Raw genomic sequence first — 19321 nt, 5'->3', positions numbered from 1 at the left:
GCTTTGTTTGTCATGTTTACCCAATTGTATTTTAAGTTAAGGAACTCGTTGATGGAAAAAACTACTGTAAAAGAAAACACGACGACAGCTATCGGGGTTGATGCATTCGATAAAGTGTATGGTTTAGGGTATGAAGTGGGGCACGATGATTGGTCACCATACCCACGTGTTAACCGGTTACGTCAAACATTTCTAGATCGCCCATACGAAATCGATGTAGAGAGATTGCGCCTAGTAACGGAAGCATTTAAGAAGCATGAGGTGGCTCCTCGTATCCTTCAAAGTGCTTATGCTTTTGAAAATATCCTTTTAAATACATCGCTTTATATCTATGACGAAGACTTAATTCTAGGTGAGATCGCTGCGCCAGCTAAAGCCTCCCCGATTTACCCAGAATTCTCTGTCGATTGGATCATCAATGAAATCACCAACTCTCCATTTGAAGAGCGCGAAAACGACCAATTTTATATTCGTAATGAAAAAGAACGTGCTGAAATCTTAGAGCTTTGTGCTTACTGGAAAGGCAAGACTGTCAATGAAATGATCACAGCAACGCTAGATCAGGATCAGAAGAACGGTTCTCACATGGGTGAGAAAATCTTCCAGACAAACAATTATCACTTTGCTGGCATCGGCCACTTTGCTATGGATTTTGCGAAGTTAATGACCTTTGGTTTTGATGGCGTTATTGAGCAAGCGGAACAAGCCTTGGCAAGGCTTTCTAAGAAAGATAGTGATTACTCAACAAAGCGTGATTATTACAAAGCAACACTTATAACGCAAAATGCCGCTAAGAAATACATCACACGCTACGCCGATCTTGCTAATGAAATGGCCGTGTCTGAGTCTGATGAAAACCGTAAGCAAGAGCTAGCTACAATGGCTGAAAACTGCTACCAGATCGCAGGTGGTGTCCCACAAACGTTCTGGCAAGCGGTTCAGCTCTTTAACTTTGCAACAACAATGACACAGATTGAAGGCAATGGTCACTCTATTTCATACGGACGTATGGATCAATGGCTGCACCCAATTTACCTAGCAGATGTCGAAAAGAACAACACATCAAAAGAGTTCATCTTAGAGTTGCTTGAAGTGCTTTACGTTAAGATGAACAATCCAACAAAATTGAAAGACAAAGGCACAGTTAAAGTGCGTAACGGTCGCGGTTTTGGAGGGGAAAGTCTGACTATTGGCGGTGTTGACACAGAAGGCAACGACGCAACAAACGACCTGACAATGCTATTGCTCGAGGCGTCTGTTCACACTCGTATGATGAACCCATGGGTTTGTGTGCGTATGCATGAAAATACACCTTACGAACTTAAAGTTAAAGCGACAGAATGTATTCGTGCAGGCTACGGTCATCCGAAGTTATTTAATGATGCACCAGCCATTCAAGCAATGCTGGCTAAAGGGGTGACTTTACAAGAGGCTCGTGACTATGCGGTTGTTGGTTGTGTTGAGCCAACAATTCCAGGTAAGGAGCACGGTTGGCAAGATGCGGGTTATGTCAATGCTGCAAAAATGATGGAAATGGTATTAAACCATGGCCGCCTTGTGGCTGGTTCAAACACGGATCTTCAACTCGCACCGGATACAGGTAGCCTTGAAACGTATCAATCTTTTGAAGAGGTACTTGAGAGCGTCGATGCGCAGTTTGAATTTTGGTGTGACCAATTATGCAGCACACTCAACATCACTGATAAAGTGCACGCAGCCCTGAAACCAACACCATTTATTTCAGCTTTCTTTGAAGGTTGTATTGAATCAGGTCGTGATATGACCGCTGGTGGTGTTAAGTACAACGGTATTGGTCCTCAAGCTGCGGGTATCGCAACTTGTGCTGATTCTCTAGCGACTATCAAAAAATTGATGTTCGAAGATAAATCTTACACAGGTAAAGAGCTTCTTGCTGCCCTTCGAGATAACTGGGAGGGCCACGACAAGCTCTATGCTCTAGTGAACAGCTCAAAAATCCCTCATTACGGCAATGATATCGATGAAGCCGACGAGCTGTTCAAATACATGTTTGAGTGCTACTGCAAAAACATTGCTGGTCGCCCAACTGTGCGAGGCGGAACCTTCAGTCCTGGCGTTTATACGGTTAATGCGAATGTTGGTATGGGGCTGTTTATGAATGCATCGCTTGATGGCCGTAAGGCTCAAGAGCCAATTTCAGACAATATGGGACCTGTACATACTGCGGGTGGATCACACGATTTCGCGGGTCCAACAGCAGTTGTGAACTCTGTAACTAAAGTTGACCACAGTAAAGCGACGAACGGAACGCTGTTAAACCTTCGTTTCCCCGAGGATTCTGTTGCAGGAGTCGAAGGTCGAGACATATTGGTGAGCTTCATCGAAGAGTATATGTCTAAGAAGGGGATGCATATTCAGTTCAATATTATGAGCGCAGATAAAATGCGTGCAGCGCAGATGAACCCTGAGCAATATAGAGACATGCTCGTTCGTGTCGCGGGTTATAGTGCTTACTTCGTAGAGCTAGGTAGGCCGCTGCAAGATGACCTTATCGACCGAACTGAACTTCGTTTCTAATCGCATTTAAATACCCTTAATTTAAATTTTAGTGGATAGGATTCTATCCACTCTTTTGGAGTTATTTTCGTGGAATTCATTTATAAATTCGACTTTTTGCTTGTTGGCTTAATGCAAGTCATTGGTTTTTTTGTTCAAGGTACAACCGGATTTGGCTGTACTGTAATTGCGGCTGCAGTAACTAATGGCTTGCTAGGTACGACAATGGGCGTGCCTTACGGTACCGCTATTACAATTCCATTTTTATACTATCTTGCAATTAAAGGCAGAAAAGATATCTCATGGAAAGACCTTGCTAAAATCGTAGCGCTATGTGCTCCTGGAATCTTGATTGGTCAACATCTGTTTTACACAATTTCACCACAAACAGCGAAGATTTTAATTGGTGCAATGGTTACTATTATTGCGGTAATGAATCTTCATAAACACATCATCAAACCTCTCGTTATCAAAGATGTTGAGGAAGAAGATGTTGCAGACACGTTGCTAAAAAAAATCTTCCGTTACGGTTGTTTAATTCTAGGTGGTATCGTACACGGCGCATTTAACATTGGCGGTCCACTAATCACGGTTTACACCCTTGAAGCTGTTCAAGACAAGAAGAAGTTCCGTAACACAATGACAATGCTATGGGTTGTATTGAACTCATGGAACCTTTTCAACCAACACCAAAATGGTGCATTCACGAATGAACTAAACAGCGCTCTATTGATTGGTCTACCGCTCGCGGGGATTGGCTTCTACTTCGGTATGCGCTTCTTAGAGAAGATCAACCGTGAACAGTTCCTACGTATCGTGTATGTCGTTCTACTTCTTATTGGTGCCAATATGCTGCTAAGTAACATTCCTTGGACTCCAGATACGAAATTTGCATCAATAGTTGCGGCAGTGATCGTTATTGGTGGCTACGCAATGAGCGTGTTCAAGAAGCGCAAAAATAATTTTACAAAGCTACAAGTTAACTGATTTTACTTTTCTATTAATATAAATTTTAACCTCAAACAAGCATTGTTCATTGCGGTGCTTGTTTTCTAAGGAATATGTCGTGAAAGACTTTAATTTTAAAATCCCTCAAAATATTGAATTTGGCGTAGGAAGCCTAAACAAGCTTCCAGAAATCTTAAAAGATAATAATTCTGATCACGTCTTCCTCATTTCTGATCGAGGCTTAGAAAGCATTGGTGTCGTGAAAAAAGTACAAGACATCATCGAAGCGGGTGGTATTAAATGTACATCTTACTTAGATGTGAAGCCAAACCCGACCATTACCATCGTTAATGAAGCTGCAGCTCTTTATAAAGAGTGTGGCGCAACGAGTATTGTGGCATTAGGTGGTGGCAGCCCGCTAGACGTTGCGAAAACAGTCGGTATCCTTGCTAAATTCGGTGGCGATATTAAAGACTACGAAGGCTTAAACAAGGTTCCTGGTCCTATCGTACCGATGATTGCTATCCCAACAACGGCTGGTACTGGTAGTGAAGCAACGGCATCATCAGTCATTACCGACGAAGCTATTAACTACAAGTTCTCAATTGTTAGCTATGAGACGTTGCCTAAATACGCAATCCTAGATCCACAACTGATCATGACTGCACCAGCTTCCATCGCAGCAGCTTGTGGTGTTGATGCATTAATTCATGCCATTGAAGCTTATGTATCAAAGAACGCATCACCATTCACAGATGCCATGGCAGAAAAAGCAATGGAATTGATCGGTGCTAATCTTCGGAAATTTGTTGAGAATCGCCAAGACGAGGATGCGGCTTGTGCAATGATGACAGGCAGTAACTTTGCTGGTATCGCTTTTGCGTGGGCTCGCTTGGGTAATGTTCATGCAATGAGTCACCCAGTTAGCGCGTTCTATCACGTACCTCATGGTGTTGCTAACTCGATCCTGCTTCCTACAGTAATGAAGTTTAACGCTGCTACAGACAAAGGCCGCTATAAAGTCATCTACGATTTCATTCGTCAAAGTGATGAACCTGTAGAAAACTTCACATCAGAGATGCTAATCGATGAGATCCAGAAGTTAAATGATGGTTTAGGCATTCCACGCACTCTTTCTGAAGTCGGCGTAAAGACAGACTTAATTGAAGAAATGGCAAAAGATGCAATGAAGAGCGGTAACGTGCTGTGTAACCCGCGCGAAACAACGCTAGAAGATATGATCGAGCTTTATAAGCAAGCTATCTAATCTCATATTTGGCACTTTGAATAGCCGTTTATGCAAAGTGCCATCTTAAGGTTATTCTATATATAGCTATTTTCTATCATCAATGGTGCTACCCTCGTGAGTATTATCAGGGATAGCAGGATAGTGGCTATATATAGAATTTTATAGCTATAGGTTACTTTATGAAAAGAGAATATGGAGAGGAGCAGCCGTATATACCGGCAGGGCCGTTTAAAATAAGAATTCCATTTGTTCATGTTGGTTTTGAGAAAGTAGACTTCATGCAAGGTTTACTACTTTGTGCAGTTTGCCTTGGTATGATCCCTATTCTACAAGAATATCTAGGTATGCCATTTGGTGTCGCAATGACTATCGTCGTGATAAATGGATTGTTCTACTTTTTACATATACTTCTTGGTGACCCTATTATCCCTGGGTGGATAACGCCAGCAATTCCAATTGTCATTATATACCTGAACCAATTCGCGATTGGTGTAGAAAGAGTCCAAGCCTTGATCGCATTTCAAATATCTTTGGGTGTACTTGCGATTTTACTTGGAATTACAGGGCTAGGACAAAGAGTTGCATCAATAATACCTAACGCGATGAAATCTGGGATCATTATTGGTGCTGGAATTGCAGCGGTTAACTCGGTTTTAGTTGAAGGTGGTCGTTTTGAACAAGCACCAATTTCAATCATAATTTGTACTGGAGTGGGCTTCTACTTGCTATTTTCTAGCCACTTTAAGAGTCAAAGACATTTCAATAAATTTACCCAACTGCTAGCTGATTTAGGCTCTCTTCCGATCATTATTCTCGCTATTATCGTCGGTCCTTTGGTAGGGGAAGTCCCATGGCCTGAGATTGAGTGGGGGTTCACTACATTTGCCTTTGGGGAACTGTTTAGTAACTGGACCATATTTGGTCTTGGGCTACCACCGATTGAAATGTTTATAATCGGTCTGCCTGCTGTTGTTTCAACCTATATCATCTTGTTTGGTGATGTAATCCAAGCCAAGTGCTTACTGGACGATGCGAGTAAAAAAAGGCCAGATGAAAAAATAGACTTTAACGCCAATCGATCAAATATAATTTTTGGGGCTAGAAATGTCTTGATGGGAGTCTTTGGCCCCACGATTACTTTGTGTGGTCCTCTAGCGGCTGCAATGCAAGTTGTAGTTTGTGAGCGATTTAAGATTGGTCCAAAAACAATGAGTTCTATCAATAGCGGTGCGATTTCTTATCGTTATGGCACGACGCTAGGCTATTTTCTATTACCTATTGTGACTCTAGTTAAACCTGTACTAGGGATTGCGCTGGCTGCAACGCTACTTATTCAAGGTTTTGTATCATTTAGAGTCGGAGTGACTAAGTCCCGAACCGTTAACGATTTAGGTATTGCTGGCGTTATGGCTGCAATAATTGCCACCAAAGGTGCGGCTTGGGGATTAGCAGCAGGCATTATTCTGTGTTTATTTGTAAACCTTGGACGAAGTCGTGATCATGAAGGCGAAATCGCGGCTGAGCTTGAGTCGTCAGAAGTAAGCCATGAAATAAAAAAAATAAGCCCCAAAAAAGTGACCACTTAATATAATAAAACAGTTAGTTACCCTATTAGGCTTCATGCTCAGTCTTTAGGAAAAAGCTTATTATTTATCGTCGTATCGCCAGAATATTTATCTCGCAGAGGGTTTTCGCAGGACTCAAGCGATCTTTCTAAGCACGATACGATTGAGTTTTCAGGGGCAAAGGTATTGAATAACTGGCCTCTTCAGTGGCAAACGTATTTCGGCTTTTATAGATTTTATTCAGCCTAAATTACCTCTATGATTTAGAGTTTATTGACCTTTGATGATCCTTATTTTTACACTTATAACAAAAAATTATGGGTTCTTTTTCCTGAAAATAAGCACTCGATAGTATGACCTTCGTTTCATTCAAAGGGCATACTACGACGATTGTATTATTTCAGCCGCGTTATTTGATGTAAGAGTCCAGAACTTTCAGAACAACTTCCATATCAGCTTCACGTTGCTCTTTGTCTTCTTCCAGTACAACGTGCTCAAGCAAGTGGCCTTTGATCACTTCTCGCATTAAACCATTTACCGCACCTCGAATCGCTGCGATCTGCTGTAACACATCTTGGCACTCATGCTCTTCTTCCAGCATTTTTTTTAGTCCATTCACCTGACCCTGTATTTTACTGACTCGAGTGTTGAGCTTCTTCTTATCTCTGGTTGTATGTGACATGGCTTATCTTCTTAATGTTATGGTCTGCTCGATTCTAACCGATAATGTAGCACTTAATTTATACTAGGGGGTAGTATTGGATACTAGGGGGGAGTATAGTTTGCGTTAAATTTGAAATAACTAAAGAGAATAACAATGGATTTTGTTGCGCTACTGCAAAATGGTAATGGGTGGTTCTTTATTCCTAGTGCCATCTTACTGGGTGCTTTGCATGGTTTAGAGCCGGGACATTCGAAAACGATGATGGCGGCTTTCATTATCGCGGTTAAAGGAACGGTTAAACAGGCTGTAATGTTGGGATTAGCCGCGACACTTTCCCACACGGCGATTGTCTGGTTAATCGCTGTTGGTGGGATGTACATCAGCCAAAAATTCACAGCTGAAGCTGCAGAGCCGTGGATGCAGCTCATTTCCGGGGGGATTATCGTTTCGACGGGTTTATGGATGTTCTGGAGAACATGGAGCGCTGAGCGCGCTTGGCAAAAAGCGCATAGCCATGATCATGAATGGACGACCCAAATTGTCGATACAGGACATGGGAATGTATCGCTCTCTATAATGGAAGAGGGCGGGCATCATCGCTTCCAGTTGCGCACACTCAATGGCAAGGTTTTAACGGCCGAAGATGTCAAGATTTCAGCCCCGAGTTCTAATTCACAACCTGCTGATGTATATCAATTTACTGAGCGTAATGGATACTTAGAATCGTCCTCCTGCATTGAAGTCTCTGATGATTTTTCTGTCACATTGATTATCGGACACCACGATCATACCCATGATTTTGATGTACATTTTAGTGCTAATTCTCATTCAGGAAGTGACAACAAAGAATACCAAGACGCTCATGAACGCGCTCACGCTTTAGATATTCAAAAACGCTTTGAGAACCGAGACGTCACTAATGGGCAAATACTGCTTTTTGGTTTAACGGGTGGTTTGATTCCATGTCCTGCGGCGGTAACGGTTTTGCTTATCTGCTTGCACCTTAAAGCCATTACACTCGGTGCTACCTTGGTTGTATCATTCAGCATTGGTTTAGCATTGACTCTGGTTACGGTTGGCGTGGTGGCAGCACTGGGTGTGAAAAAAGCAACATCTAAATGGAGCGGCTTTAACGATGTTGCACGTCGAGCCCCGTACTTATCGGGTGCCTTGATTAGTGCTGTCGGGTTATACATGGGGATACACGGATATATATCATTGGTGAGTTAAGCTTTGTAGCGCTCGGCTCCTGTCAAACTGGAGCCGATCACTATGCGCCATTTTTTCAAAGCTTATTGGACTTAGGTATCCAAGAGTACTGTGCATCCTCGTCCGATGAGCATCAGCCCAATGTAATTGAAGAGTGTATGGCGCATTTGGCATTTGATCGTAACGCAGTTATGCCCCTTTCCGAGTTTGCCAAAACGTCCACGCTATCTGCTAGAAATATAACTCATCTGATACTCAAAACTCACAAAGTACGAAAAATGGGTACCACAGTGCAGTTCTTGACTCAAACGAACTCGCTGGTTTTTGCTCTGTAAGTCACTCTGAAATCGTTATAAACTTTTAAGGCGGCATAGAAACACATCGGTTTGATTAACCGTCTAAATATTCGCTAAGAGCGTTTGATTTGCTTTAAGGGCTGTTTCTGATAACTAACCCGTCCGTTTAACATAATAGGACTATTGACTACTCATTACTTCGTGTAAAATATGCAAATTTATTAGCTACAGAGTAGATTATGCTTCATTTAATTGGTTCGGCTATTTATCGAATGCTTGAGAAATCTTATATAAAAGAAAGAGAATCTAAGTATAAGAGGCGCTATTCATTAGATAAGTCATTTGATTGTAAAAGGGTTAATGTTCGGTTTTATGGTAAAGGTGACATTATTGGTGGGGCTGAATCATATGTTGGGCATAACACAGCCATTCAGGTTGTAGATGGATATCACGTCAAAATTGGCCGTCGAACAAGAATTAGTCACAATGTAAGAATGTATACATCTTCAACTGAAACCAACCAAGATTTCACGAAAAGGCCATTGAAATCGTTTTTTGGAAATATTGAAATTGGTGAAGGTGTATGGGTAGGGGCTAATACTGTCATTCTTCCTGGTGTTCATATCGGCAATAATGTAGCCATTGGAGCTAACAGTGTCGTTACAAAAGATATACCTGCAAATACGGTCTATGGTGGTGTTCCTGCTAGGCTCATAAAGAACAAATAACGTTTATTTACCATAACACCCGTTGTGTGTAGGTGGTCGATTTACCATAACGGCACTTAGTGCGAACCTTGCGAATACTTTTTCTGGTGCGATGTTACTCATCGCACCAGCTCTTCACAAATAAACTTACCATACCTGTAGTTATTGATGGCTTACTAATTAAGGAGAGCCGCCTGCAAATTTTTGTCGCTCGACAAAATAGCGTTCCGGGGATCTTGGCGATGGACGAAAGCTTTGCCTTTGATTGAAAATAGAAGATCTGGATAATGCCAAAATAAACTGAATATCATGTGGTTACATGACGATTTTTGCTAATCGATAGTGTTTTTAGGTTGCTCACTTCAAGAGACGCTATTTGAAGATTAGAGCTTGAAGAGTCGTGGAGCTTACCGAAGAAGAAATGATACTATCGGCAGGGTGTAAATATTAGTGTACGCAGTGTTTTAAATATAAAACATTTAAAAAATTGCGTTCTTTTTAAATTAGTGATTGAAACTGTCGTTTTTACTCGTTAAGTTACAGGGAACAACAAGATAAGTGCTGATGGAAAGTGACGTGAGAGTGCGTACATTCAGCTCAAGGATAGAAAATAGGAAGAAGTAAGCAATGTTCCAGACTGATGATGTAAGAATTAACAAAGTAAAAGAGTTATTACCACCCGTTGCTGTTTTAGAAAAGTTTCCAGCGACAGAAATTGCTTCTTCTACAACCTTTGAAAGCCGTAAAGCGATTCACAATATTTTAGAAGAAAGCGACGATCGCTTGCTTGTTATTGTAGGTCCATGCTCTATTCACGATACTGAAGCGGCACTTGAGTATGGTAAACGTTTGAAAGTTCTACGTGACGAACTCGGTGATAAACTGGAAATTGTCATGCGTGTTTACTTTGAAAAACCACGAACCACAGTTGGTTGGAAAGGTTTGATCAACGACCCATACATGGACGACACGTTTAAGTTAAATGATGGTCTTCGTCTTGGGCGTAAACTGTTGCTTGATCTCACCGACCTTGGTATGCCAACGGCTAGTGAGTTCCTAGATATGATCACACCTCAATATGTTGCCGATCTGATCAGCTGGGGTGCAATTGGCGCACGGACGACTGAGTCTCAAGTGCACCGTGAACTTGCTTCAGGCCTATCTTGTCCGGTTGGCTTTAAAAACGGTACTGATGGCAACATCAAAATCGCAACGGATGCGATTCGTTCTGCTGGCGCTTCTCACCACTTCTTGTCGGTTACTAAGTATGGCCATTCAGCGATTGTTGAGACGGCAGGAAACCCGGATTGTCATATTATCCTGCGTGGTGGTAAAGAGCCAAACTACAGCGCTGAACATGTCGGTAAAATCAAACAAGAGCTAGAAGCGTCAGGTCTTCCTCAGAAAGTGATGATTGATTTTAGCCACGCGAATAGTTCTAAGCAGTACAAACGTCAAATGAACGTATCTGATGATGTGTGTGCACAGCTTGCTGCTGGTGACAAAGCGATCTTTGGAGTAATGATTGAATCTCACCTAGTTGAAGGCCGTCAAGATTTAGTTGATGGTAAAGCGGCAACATACGCTCAGTCGATTACTGACGCTTGTATTGGTTGGGAAGATACTGAAACAGTACTTCGTCAACTGGCGGATGCGGTTGAAGCACGTCGTAACAAGTAGAACCGTTATCGAACAAGGATGTAAATATTGATAGCCCTCATGAGCGAAAGCCTATGAGGGCTTTTTTGTGAGCCACCCCTTGCGTCTATGGTTACGACCCCGTTGGTATAAGGGCGCTCTTGATTTATTCCCCTGTCGAGACTTTGTCGTACTCGCTTAGGTTGATCCCGTCGCACTTGCTGCAAGGTTTAAAAACTTCACTATGGTGAATATGCTCGGTTCGACCCGCTTGATGGAGCTGGTGAACAATCGACGTTACCCCCTGAACCTTACTTTTATCCGCGACCAAGATGGCGTCGTTGGTTTCGACAATGATGAGGTGCTCAACACCGACCGTTGCTACCAATTTGTTCTCTGCGTGAATGTAGTTGTGCTGGGAGTCGACGGTTAATACATCCCCTTCAACAACATTGTTGTACTCGTCTTTGTCGCTTGCGTCCCAAATAGCAGACCATGAGCCAATATCACTCCAACCTACATCCATCGGGATCACCACGGCGTGTGAGGTTTTTTCCATCACAGCATAATCAATGGAATCACTTGGGCTATTTTTGAATGCTTCAGCATCAATTCGGATAAAGTCGAGATCGGTATTTTGCTTTGAAAGGGCGAGTTTGCACGCGGCTAAAATCTCTGGATGATGTTCGGCAAGCTCTTCAAGGTAACGTGATGCTTTGAACATAAACATGCCGCTGTTCCATAGATACTGCTCAGAGTGAACGTAATGTTCTGCTGTTGCTGTATCTGGCTTTTCAACAAAGCACTCAATGGCGAAAGCACGGTGGTTCGGTTGTTTCATTACGTTGCTGTCTGCTCGGTGTAAAGGGACTAGAGATATGAGCAATGTAGAGAAGTTAGGGATTATCCCGATATCAGAGGGATTGTCTCGGTATTATTTGTGCCTACGATAGCTCTTGTAGAGCTTGTGAACAAAGGGTTGACGGTGATTAGAGGTAGGAGGGCTTTAAAGATTTCAAAAGGATTTGCTTAGCTGTGTATTAGCTTTTACTGAAATGAGCAATATCGGGACAAACGGACGAAAAGGACGATTTAAGCCTACAAAAGTGAGCACAATTACAGAGTTTGTGAAAATGTTTAAACGGCATTTAAATCATTGATTTATAGTTTAAAGATAAATTTAAACTCGTCTAGATTTCGATTGAAAAGGTATTTTTCTAACCATTATAAAAGGACGAAAGGTCCTTTTCTCTTTCATGTCGTCCCTTTCCTTTTAACTCATTGAATTTTAAAGCTTATCCACCATGTGACCTTTCGTTGAGTTGAAAGAGGAAAAGGATCCAATAAAAGCCAGATGTTAACAGTATGTTAAATTTCAATTGGTAATTTTAAAGCAAATACCGTTATTTTTATTGATAGGGAAATTAGTTCGATATTGGTTAAATCTAAAGCCAATTGAGAGTTTAAAATGGGGCGAATTAGCAAAGTTGATTGTCTACCTTTTAAGGTTAGAAATCGAGTCATTAAATTGATTCGAACATTGAGCCATGGAGAGGCATTAAAGGCAGTCAATAAACTGATAGAAGATCAAGGTCTTCCTGATAGCTCTAAATTGACTAAATCATCACTTAGTCGCTATCGAGTTGATAGATTACATATGTAATTTTTATTGCTCATTTTGGTAGTCTCGAAAGTTGTTGACGAAGTGCAATCTTCAATCTAAGATGAAAACACGCTAGCAAAATCTAGCGTCAGGATTGGAACCCTGTTATTATCCGAGGCGCACAATACACGCCTATGCGTGTTTTTTTGTTTGTGCGTAAGCTCACAATGGTGAGCTGAGTAGGGCTAACTTCGGTTAGGCCGTTTCTTGGATACGGTAGTTCCAACCCTGCTCAGTTCGCCACCAGTGAGATTGGAACCTCCTGATGGCGATATATAAAATATCCAAGGAGGCCATCATGCCTAACAATTTTCCTCAAGAAAATAGCGTCAATTCCCCTTTGCTCGTCACTATTGACGGTAAGTCTATTGAGATACTCACGCCATACAACCCAAATCACTCTGATATAGATCAATATGTCCCAAGTACCGATTTTAGAAAGAAGGTTCATAAAGACGTTGAGTCTCTAGCTGGTAACTTGAACGGTTTTTTCTCTTTATACAATCATTGGATCAAAGGTCATACAAAGTGCGATTACACCGTTGTTATGGAAATGACGATGCGCTCAAACCTGATATCATCACAATTCAATACCATTTCAAAAGCCTGTAAAAATGATAGGTCTCTTCCTGAATCTCAACCGTTAACGATAACTGAGCAAGTTGAGTTAATTGGCCTGTCAGAAGAGTTAGGTGTATCACCGTCAGAAGTAATTAATCTGATGAAAAAACACCTACAGAAGGCTATGTGATATGACGGTTTCTAAACTAACAGCGGCTGAGAGCTACGAACTGGCTAACTTGGTTCGTAATATTGGTGTTAAAAATGTTTTGTTGATCCTTAGAAAAGCAGCATCACCGAAAAAAGCAAAGAGGCTTTATAAGGTTCAACAGCTACCAACTGATATTAGAGCGCGAGTGGCGGTAATGCTTTCATCAAGGCGGTACACTCAAAAAGATATTCTTTCTTATGTGAACAACGAAATTGAGCATAGAGGGTTAGCAGATAAGTTTAAGATCTCTCGAACCGCTTTTAATCGTTTTCTGAACGAAGAAATATATCCGAACTTGTCAAACCAATAAATATCGCTTACATTAAATACGCAGGTAACATTTATTCATCTTGTCGATGAAATTCAAAGCCCCTTTAAAGGGGCTTTTTCATATCTATAAAGCATTCCCCCTCCTCTCTATTTTAAACAATCTGCGTTACTCCACATGTTTTAGGTAAGTACATTAATATAAGTTTATCAAAGCAGATACGGAGTAAAACAATGGGACGTGAAATAAACCAAGATATATTAATGCTCGGTTTCTTGGTCGACCAGTTTTTTGAAATCCCACCAACTCCAGACTTGGATTCAGCATTAACAGAAGATATGAGGTCAATGTTTTCAGGCGCTGAAGGCAATGGGAGCGCCCATGTTTATTTTGGGCAGCTTCAATCTTTAAAAGTGCATGTATCAGAACTTTTAATCGTACAAGCTCATCAAAGTGGCAAAACTGTTGCTAGTATCTCACGAGATTTTGGAACTAGCGTTCAATATGTTTATCGAGCATTTAATAAACATAACTATAAACCCAAGAGACAAAAGAGGTTTTCTGATGGGTTTGCTTTTTACCATCGTGCATTTGAATGTGAGCTTATTAAATTGATGAATAATGATGGAATCCCAATCAAATTGATAGCTAGTAAGCAAAACATTACAGAAAGTACGGTAAGAGAAATATTGAAGGGGAACTAACAATGTCAATATCATGGCTAGATATAGCAAAAGACGAGAGTGCATTGGATGTCGTCATTGACTTAATTAAAATGAATCCATCAAAAACAATTCTTTTTGATGAGTTTTTATCAAGATCAAAAGAGTTCAATTTTAATGAAAGGGATACTGTTAAATTCATTTGTTTAATGGTGTCTATTTTTGGCGGTACTCAAGTTTATTTACCTAGAGAAGAACCATTTAAGCAAGCCGCTATATATCGAATGATATATAAGGAATTTAATGGGAATAACACTAGTGAGTTAGCTAGAAAATACGGCATGTCGGTCATGGCAATTCAAAGGGGTATTAAGGCTTGCAGAAAGGCTGACGCTGAAATTAGAAAAGCAATGGATGGAGTGAAGTAAATGTATTTACACAATCTAATTGACGGTGTTCTTATTAATGGCGAACTGGTTAAGACAGTATCAATAGAACCATTATCAAATTCATCTAGAAATACAGTAGTCGATTTAGTTGATGCTCAACACCAGCATCTAGTTAATATGCCCGAGTTCAAACCTGTCAATGACAAGCATACTTTAGCGATTAAGGGTTTAATGCTTCTTAATGAAAACGCAGCTGCTTCTATTAGTTGTCTTGGCAAGTATCGAGTCACTTTTACATATGATGATATTTGCGATTACAAGATGACGGCTCAAGACTGGAATGTAATTTTAACTGCAAGTATGGCGGTTTCAGAATTGCATTCAGGCAATAACGGGGAAATGCTCGCGTAGCGCGTTGTATTGAAGCTTTCCGATTTGGTTGAGCATTGGCTCAAAAGAAAGTGTTTGAATCAATATAGAGCGATTCAAGCGTATTTTAAACATGGTATGAGGCTAAAGTTATGCCCGTTACAGCGTTATGTAAAGAATTAGACGAAAAAGCGAGTCAGTGGGTACAGATTCTACCTAGTGGCCCTGACATCAAAGGTTTGGATGGTCGCAGTTGGGTTTTGAGAAATCCTAAAGCTATCTTACACGCCTTTAAAAACATGAAAGTCCCTATGGTTATTGACTACGAACATGGTCAAGAATTAAAAGCTTCAAAAGGTGAAGAAGCCCCTGCGGCTGGTTGGATTGAAGAGTTAGAAATTCGCAATGGTGAAATATGGGCTAAAGCGGATTGGACGAAGAAAGCCGCAAGTGCAATTAACTCGCGTGAGTATCGTTTTTTATCACCCGCATTCAACTATAACGAAAGCAAAGAAGTTATTTCGTTATCTAGTGTCGGTTTAACCAATAAGCCAAACCTAGTAATGCAAGCTTTAAATAGCAGACAGAACGAACCAGATAATAAGTGGGAAAAGCTATCAAAAGCCCTTGGTTCTAATGTCACCTCTGATGATGAATTATTGTCAGCTTTAAACTCTCGCGATAGTCAAGTCGAGAAAAAGGAAATTGAATCCTTAGTTGATGGTTATGTAAGTGATGCCGTATTTACTCCAGCACAGCGTGATTTTTTAGTCGCTTGCTGTCATAGCCAAGGGATTGATGAGTTTAAGAAGTTTGCTGGTAGCACGTCTGGTTTCTCTTATTTAAATAAGAGTACCAATACGCCACATAAAACAAACCAAAGTTCATCATCATTAAATGAAACACAATTAGCTGTCTGTCGAAATGTTGGAATTTCCGAAGAACAGTTTTTAAATGTAAAGAATAAAGAGGTTTAACAATGCCAAATCCAATCGATATTACTAGTGTAGTCATTGAATCTAAAACCGCGTTTGCTGGTCGCTTTGACGCAGGCAAAGAGGGCGCGAAACCTGATTATCCTATGATTGCCACTGTTCTTCCTTCCTCTGCTGGTGCAACTGGCTACGGTTGGTTGGGGGACTTCCCTCGCCTTAAAGAATGGATCGGTTCTCGCCAAATGAAGAACCTTAAAAAACACGGTTATAACATCGTAAACAAGATGTTTGAGTCCTCCGTAGAAATTCCCCGTGTTGACTATGAAGATAATGACTATGGTCGCTATGGCATCATCTTTCAAGAGATGGGTTACGATGCCGAAATGTACCCAGATGAACATGTCTTTGGTTTGCTAAAAAAGGGCTTTGCAGAGATTTGTTATGACGGACAGCCGTTCTTTGATGATGACCACCCGTCAGAAGATGGTGTAAAAACATTTTCAAATGTAATTGGTGATCCTGATACGGATACAGGTCAAGGCTGGTACATGTTAGACACTAGTCGCCCTCTTAAACCTTTAGTTTGGCAAGAGCGTTTAAAGCCAGAATTCCAGTCGGTGACTGACTCAACTGATTACAATGTTTTCACTACTGATAATTACGCTTTCGGTACTCGTGCTCGTGGTAACGCTGGCTATACATTCTGGCAAATGGCATTTGGTTCTAAAGCTGCTTTAACAGAAGCTAATTTTGAGTTGATGATGACCAAAATGATGGAACAGAAAGACAGTGAGGGAAGATCGTTAAAGGTTAAACCTACTGTGCTCGTCGTTCCCGTTGCTTACCGTTCTGCTGCTGAGAAAATCGTCTTGCGTCGTACTCTTGATAACGGAGAAGACAACACCAACTATAAAGCGGTTGAGATTTTAGTTTCTCAAGATTTATAACATCAAAAAGGGCTAGCATTGGCTAGCCCTTTGCTTATGGGGGCGGTATGGCTCAAAAGTTAGAGACAGAGATTACATTAAACTTGGCGGGCAACTTAGCGGCAAAAGCTAGGCGTTATGGAAACTCTATGAGTGAGTTCGCTAAGAAAAATCAAAAGGCTATGACCCTAGTCAAAACCTCAACCGCCGCAGCTAGTCGAGGTATCGACGCTTTATTTAATCGATATGTAGGCATGGCTGCGGCACTTACTACAGGAGCGATTGCAAAAGGATTTGTTTCGTTAGATAGGCGATTAAGTCGCCTTGCAATTGCGGCAGAAGTCAGTAAAGAAAAAGCGTCTGAGTTATACGATGAAATCCAAAGGGTGAGTAACCTAGAAGGCATTAGAATAGACCCTAGTGAGTCACTGTCTGCAATCGAAGAAATCTTAACAAAGACAGGTGATTTGGGTTATGCCATGGAAAACCTTCCTAATATTGCAGCTGTAATTCAGGCGACAGGTGCGGCAGGCCAACAAGTCGGTGGGATATTTACCGAATTTAAGAAGCTTGCAATCGAAGGTTCGAAAGAAGCTATGGCAGCAATTGATGTGCTAAATAAACAAGGTAAAAGCGGTGCTTTTACTCTTGCTAGCATGGCTAACTCTGGCCCTCAAATATTCGCTGCTTATGCTGCTACTGGTAGACAAGGAGCAGAAGCCGTTACAGAGCTTGGGGCTGCGTTACAGGTTATTAGAGGTGGAGTGGGTAGTGATGAACAAGCCGTTACTGCATTCGAAGCTCTAATTCGTGATATTACCTCTCCAGATAGGGTTAAAAAGCTTCAGCAATTGGGCGGTATTAGTGTTTTTGATCAAGATAAGTTAAAAGATGGTATTGAGGTCATGCGCCCTCTTCCTTCAATTATGGAAGAAATTGTTAATAAGTCAGGTGGTATGTCAGAAAAGTTAGCAATGTTAAATTTAACTGATGAAGCAAAGCGAGCCTTGAACCCATTAATAGCCTTGTATAAAGATACAGGTTCAGCGAATGCCTTTAGCGGGTTTATGTCAATTGTCGGTGACGGCTCTGTTACTCTTGCAGATGCTGCTGTAGCGGCAGGTGATGCTGCTGCAAGTTTACAGCTTTTAGGAAATTCCTTTGATAAGTTTACTAATCAGAGGCTTGCTGAACCCATTCGTGAGCTTTCTGCCGCAATTAACAGTATTGACGATGACACCATTCAAAGCTGGTTAAAATGGGGTGAGACGGCAATTTGGGCTGTAGGTGGTTTGGTTGCGGCTAAGAAAGGTTTAGATATAGCTAATGCTGCTGGACGATTCTTAGGAAAAGGGAAAGGTAGTTCTGCAAGTGGTAAAGGTGGGTTTCAAGACTTAGGCGCGATGCCAGTATTCGTTGTTAACATGCCAAGTGGAGGTATGGGCGGTCTAGGTGGTGACGTTCCAGATGGAAAAAACCCTAAAGTAGGTAAGCCGCCCAACTCTAGGTTTATGAGCCTTTCTAATTTAGCAGCTGCGACCACTGTGGGCTATGGTCTATCTATTATCCCTGACTTTTCTCCTATCAATGTTCGTCGCCAGTCTGAAGTTGACAGAAGTCAACTGCCAGAGGGTTTCCCTGTTTCGGCTGGATTGATGGATGTAGTAGACGACTTCAGGAAATGGTTTTCATCAAGTCCGAGTAATGAAGGGGTAGTAAACAATCCATATTTGTCCTCCAACACGGGGGGCAATATAAAGGTAGATGTATCCGTCAGTGATGACCGAATTACAACAAAGGTCACTTCATCTTCACCTACTATTAAAATCGACCCTGATACAGGTGCGAATTAACAATTAGTTAACATTTCATTATTGTTCATTTTGGTAGGGTGCAATTGTTCAAAACGCGCGACGCTGCACACTCGGTTAATCGGCGCTGGGTTAAAAGAGTGAACAACGGGAAGAGGTTTACCCTGCTTGATATAACCATAGCCCGTCTCCGGCGCGTCAGGTTTAACTCCAAATGTGACCAGTTTGCCTTGTTTTGCGTAGTTAACGCCAAAGCGAACTGCTTGTTGAAACGCCGATGTTTTGGCGATGTGATGATCAGCAGCCAGCACCAGTAAGACTGGGTCATGATTTTTTTCTGAGCTATCGGAGGGTTGACTTAAGGCATGTAAGGCGGCGAGAGCAATCGCTGGTGCGGTATTTCTACCGACGGGTTCTAATAGAATACCACTGTGTTGAAGTTTAGCCGATCGCAGTTGTTCGGCGGTGATAAAGCGATGCTCTTCATTACATATAATGAAAGGGTCAAGATAGCGGTGACCAACAACGCAGTCTTCTAGACCGTGCAAGCGTTGCAGCGTTTGCTGCAACATTGAATGCTTACCAGCAATACTTAGAAACTGTTTGGGGTAAAGCTCTCGAGACAATGGCCAGAGGCGGCTACCAGAGCCGCCAGCCAAGATGACAGGTAAAATCATAAGGTGGTAATGAGTTATATAGGGCTACTGTTTGTATG

General features: G+C 41.6%; 16 protein-coding genes and 3 pseudogenes. 16 read left to right on the top strand and 3 right to left on the bottom strand.

Features of this window, described 5'->3' with window-relative positions:
* Positions 1-51: 51 nt before the first annotated feature.
* From hpfG to OCU36_RS14315, 5 genes and pseudogenes are all read left to right on the top strand, one after another.
* On the top strand, positions 52-2556 hold the full coding sequence (gene hpfG, locus OCU36_RS14335; RefSeq protein ID WP_261840251.1) for a (2S)-3-sulfopropanediol dehydratase: 2505 nt from the start codon (positions 52-54) through the stop codon (positions 2554-2556).
* Positions 2557-2625: 69 nt separating this feature from the next.
* Complete coding sequence (locus tag OCU36_RS14330; protein ID WP_261840250.1) at positions 2626-3522, top strand: sulfite exporter TauE/SafE family protein; 897 nt, start codon at positions 2626-2628, stop codon at positions 3520-3522.
* Positions 3523-3601: 79 nt separating this feature from the next.
* On the top strand, positions 3602-4750 hold the full coding sequence (locus tag OCU36_RS14325; RefSeq protein WP_261840249.1) for an iron-containing alcohol dehydrogenase: 1149 nt from the start codon (positions 3602-3604) through the stop codon (positions 4748-4750).
* Between the two features lie 161 nt (positions 4751-4911).
* On the top strand, positions 4912-6318 hold the full coding sequence (locus OCU36_RS14320; protein ID WP_261840248.1) for a xanthine/uracil/vitamin C permease: 1407 nt from the start codon (positions 4912-4914) through the stop codon (positions 6316-6318).
* 30 nt (positions 6319-6348) lie between these two features.
* Positions 6349-6559 (top strand): annotated as a pseudogene (locus OCU36_RS14315) (hypothetical protein); the annotation flags it as partial.
* A 147-nt stretch (positions 6560-6706) separates the two neighbouring features.
* Here OCU36_RS14315 and rcnR read toward each other — a convergent pair.
* Positions 6707-6979 (bottom strand): Ni(II)/Co(II)-binding transcriptional repressor RcnR, encoded by a 273-nt coding sequence (rcnR, locus tag OCU36_RS14310; protein WP_261840247.1) that lies wholly within the window; start codon positions 6977-6979, stop codon positions 6707-6709.
* A gap of 135 nt (positions 6980-7114) precedes the next feature.
* Between rcnR and OCU36_RS14305 the strand changes: the two genes are divergently transcribed.
* The 3 genes from OCU36_RS14305 to aroG all read left to right on the top strand — a co-directional run bounded on the left by OCU36_RS14305 (position 7115) and on the right by aroG (position 10853).
* Positions 7115-8191 (top strand): nickel/cobalt efflux protein RcnA, encoded by a 1077-nt coding sequence (locus OCU36_RS14305; protein WP_261840246.1) that lies wholly within the window; start codon positions 7115-7117, stop codon positions 8189-8191.
* A gap of 514 nt (positions 8192-8705) precedes the next feature.
* Entirely contained in the window at positions 8706-9194 is a 489-nt protein-coding gene (locus OCU36_RS14300) for an acyltransferase (RefSeq protein ID WP_261840245.1), read from the top strand.
* A 606-nt stretch (positions 9195-9800) separates the two neighbouring features.
* A complete protein-coding gene (aroG, locus tag OCU36_RS14295; protein WP_261840244.1) occupies positions 9801-10853 on the top strand; it encodes a 3-deoxy-7-phosphoheptulonate synthase AroG in 1053 nt (350 codons plus the stop codon).
* A gap of 139 nt (positions 10854-10992) precedes the next feature.
* On the opposite strand, the pseudogene OCU36_RS14290 reads toward aroG, so the two are convergent.
* Positions 10993-11664 (bottom strand): annotated as a pseudogene (locus OCU36_RS14290) (sugar phosphate nucleotidyltransferase); the annotation flags it as partial.
* Positions 11665-12772: 1108 nt separating this feature from the next.
* Between OCU36_RS14290 and OCU36_RS14285 the strand changes: the two are divergent.
* From OCU36_RS14285 to OCU36_RS14250, 8 genes are all read left to right on the top strand, one after another.
* Entirely contained in the window at positions 12773-13225 is a 453-nt protein-coding gene (locus tag OCU36_RS14285; RefSeq protein ID WP_126609369.1) for a hypothetical protein, read from the top strand.
* A gap of 1 nt (position 13226) precedes the next feature.
* Entirely contained in the window at positions 13227-13556 is a 330-nt protein-coding gene (locus OCU36_RS14280; RefSeq protein WP_261840243.1) for a DUF3486 family protein, read from the top strand.
* A gap of 191 nt (positions 13557-13747) precedes the next feature.
* Entirely contained in the window at positions 13748-14218 is a 471-nt protein-coding gene (locus tag OCU36_RS14275; RefSeq protein ID WP_261840242.1) for a COG3415 family protein, read from the top strand.
* A gap of 2 nt (positions 14219-14220) precedes the next feature.
* A complete protein-coding gene (locus OCU36_RS14270; protein ID WP_261840241.1) occupies positions 14221-14604 on the top strand; it encodes a Mor transcription activator family protein in 384 nt (127 codons plus the stop codon).
* Positions 14605-14976, top strand: a complete 372-nt coding sequence (locus OCU36_RS14265; RefSeq protein WP_261840240.1) for a 6-phospho-beta-glucosidase — start codon at positions 14605-14607, stop codon at positions 14974-14976.
* A gap of 110 nt (positions 14977-15086) precedes the next feature.
* Positions 15087-15911, top strand: coding sequence for a phage protease (locus OCU36_RS14260; RefSeq protein WP_135382487.1), 825 nt, complete (start codon positions 15087-15089; stop codon positions 15909-15911).
* Positions 15912-15913: 2 nt separating this feature from the next.
* Positions 15914-16816, top strand: coding sequence for a Mu-like prophage major head subunit gpT family protein (locus OCU36_RS14255; protein ID WP_261840239.1), 903 nt, complete (start codon positions 15914-15916; stop codon positions 16814-16816).
* 47 nt (positions 16817-16863) lie between these two features.
* On the top strand, positions 16864-18648 hold the full coding sequence (locus OCU36_RS14250) for a phage tail tape measure protein (RefSeq protein ID WP_261840238.1): 1785 nt from the start codon (positions 16864-16866) through the stop codon (positions 18646-18648).
* Positions 18649-18737: 89 nt separating this feature from the next.
* Here the strand turns inward: OCU36_RS14250 and OCU36_RS14245 are convergent.
* Positions 18738-19283: pseudogene (locus OCU36_RS14245) on the bottom strand (sugar phosphate nucleotidyltransferase); the annotation flags it as partial.
* Between the last annotated feature and the right edge of the window lie 38 nt (positions 19284-19321).

This window comes from Vibrio artabrorum (assembly GCF_024347295.1).
GTDB classification, from domain to species: Bacteria; Pseudomonadota; Gammaproteobacteria; order Enterobacterales; family Vibrionaceae; genus Vibrio; species Vibrio artabrorum.
This window is presented reverse-complemented; position numbering and strand designations above follow the sequence as displayed.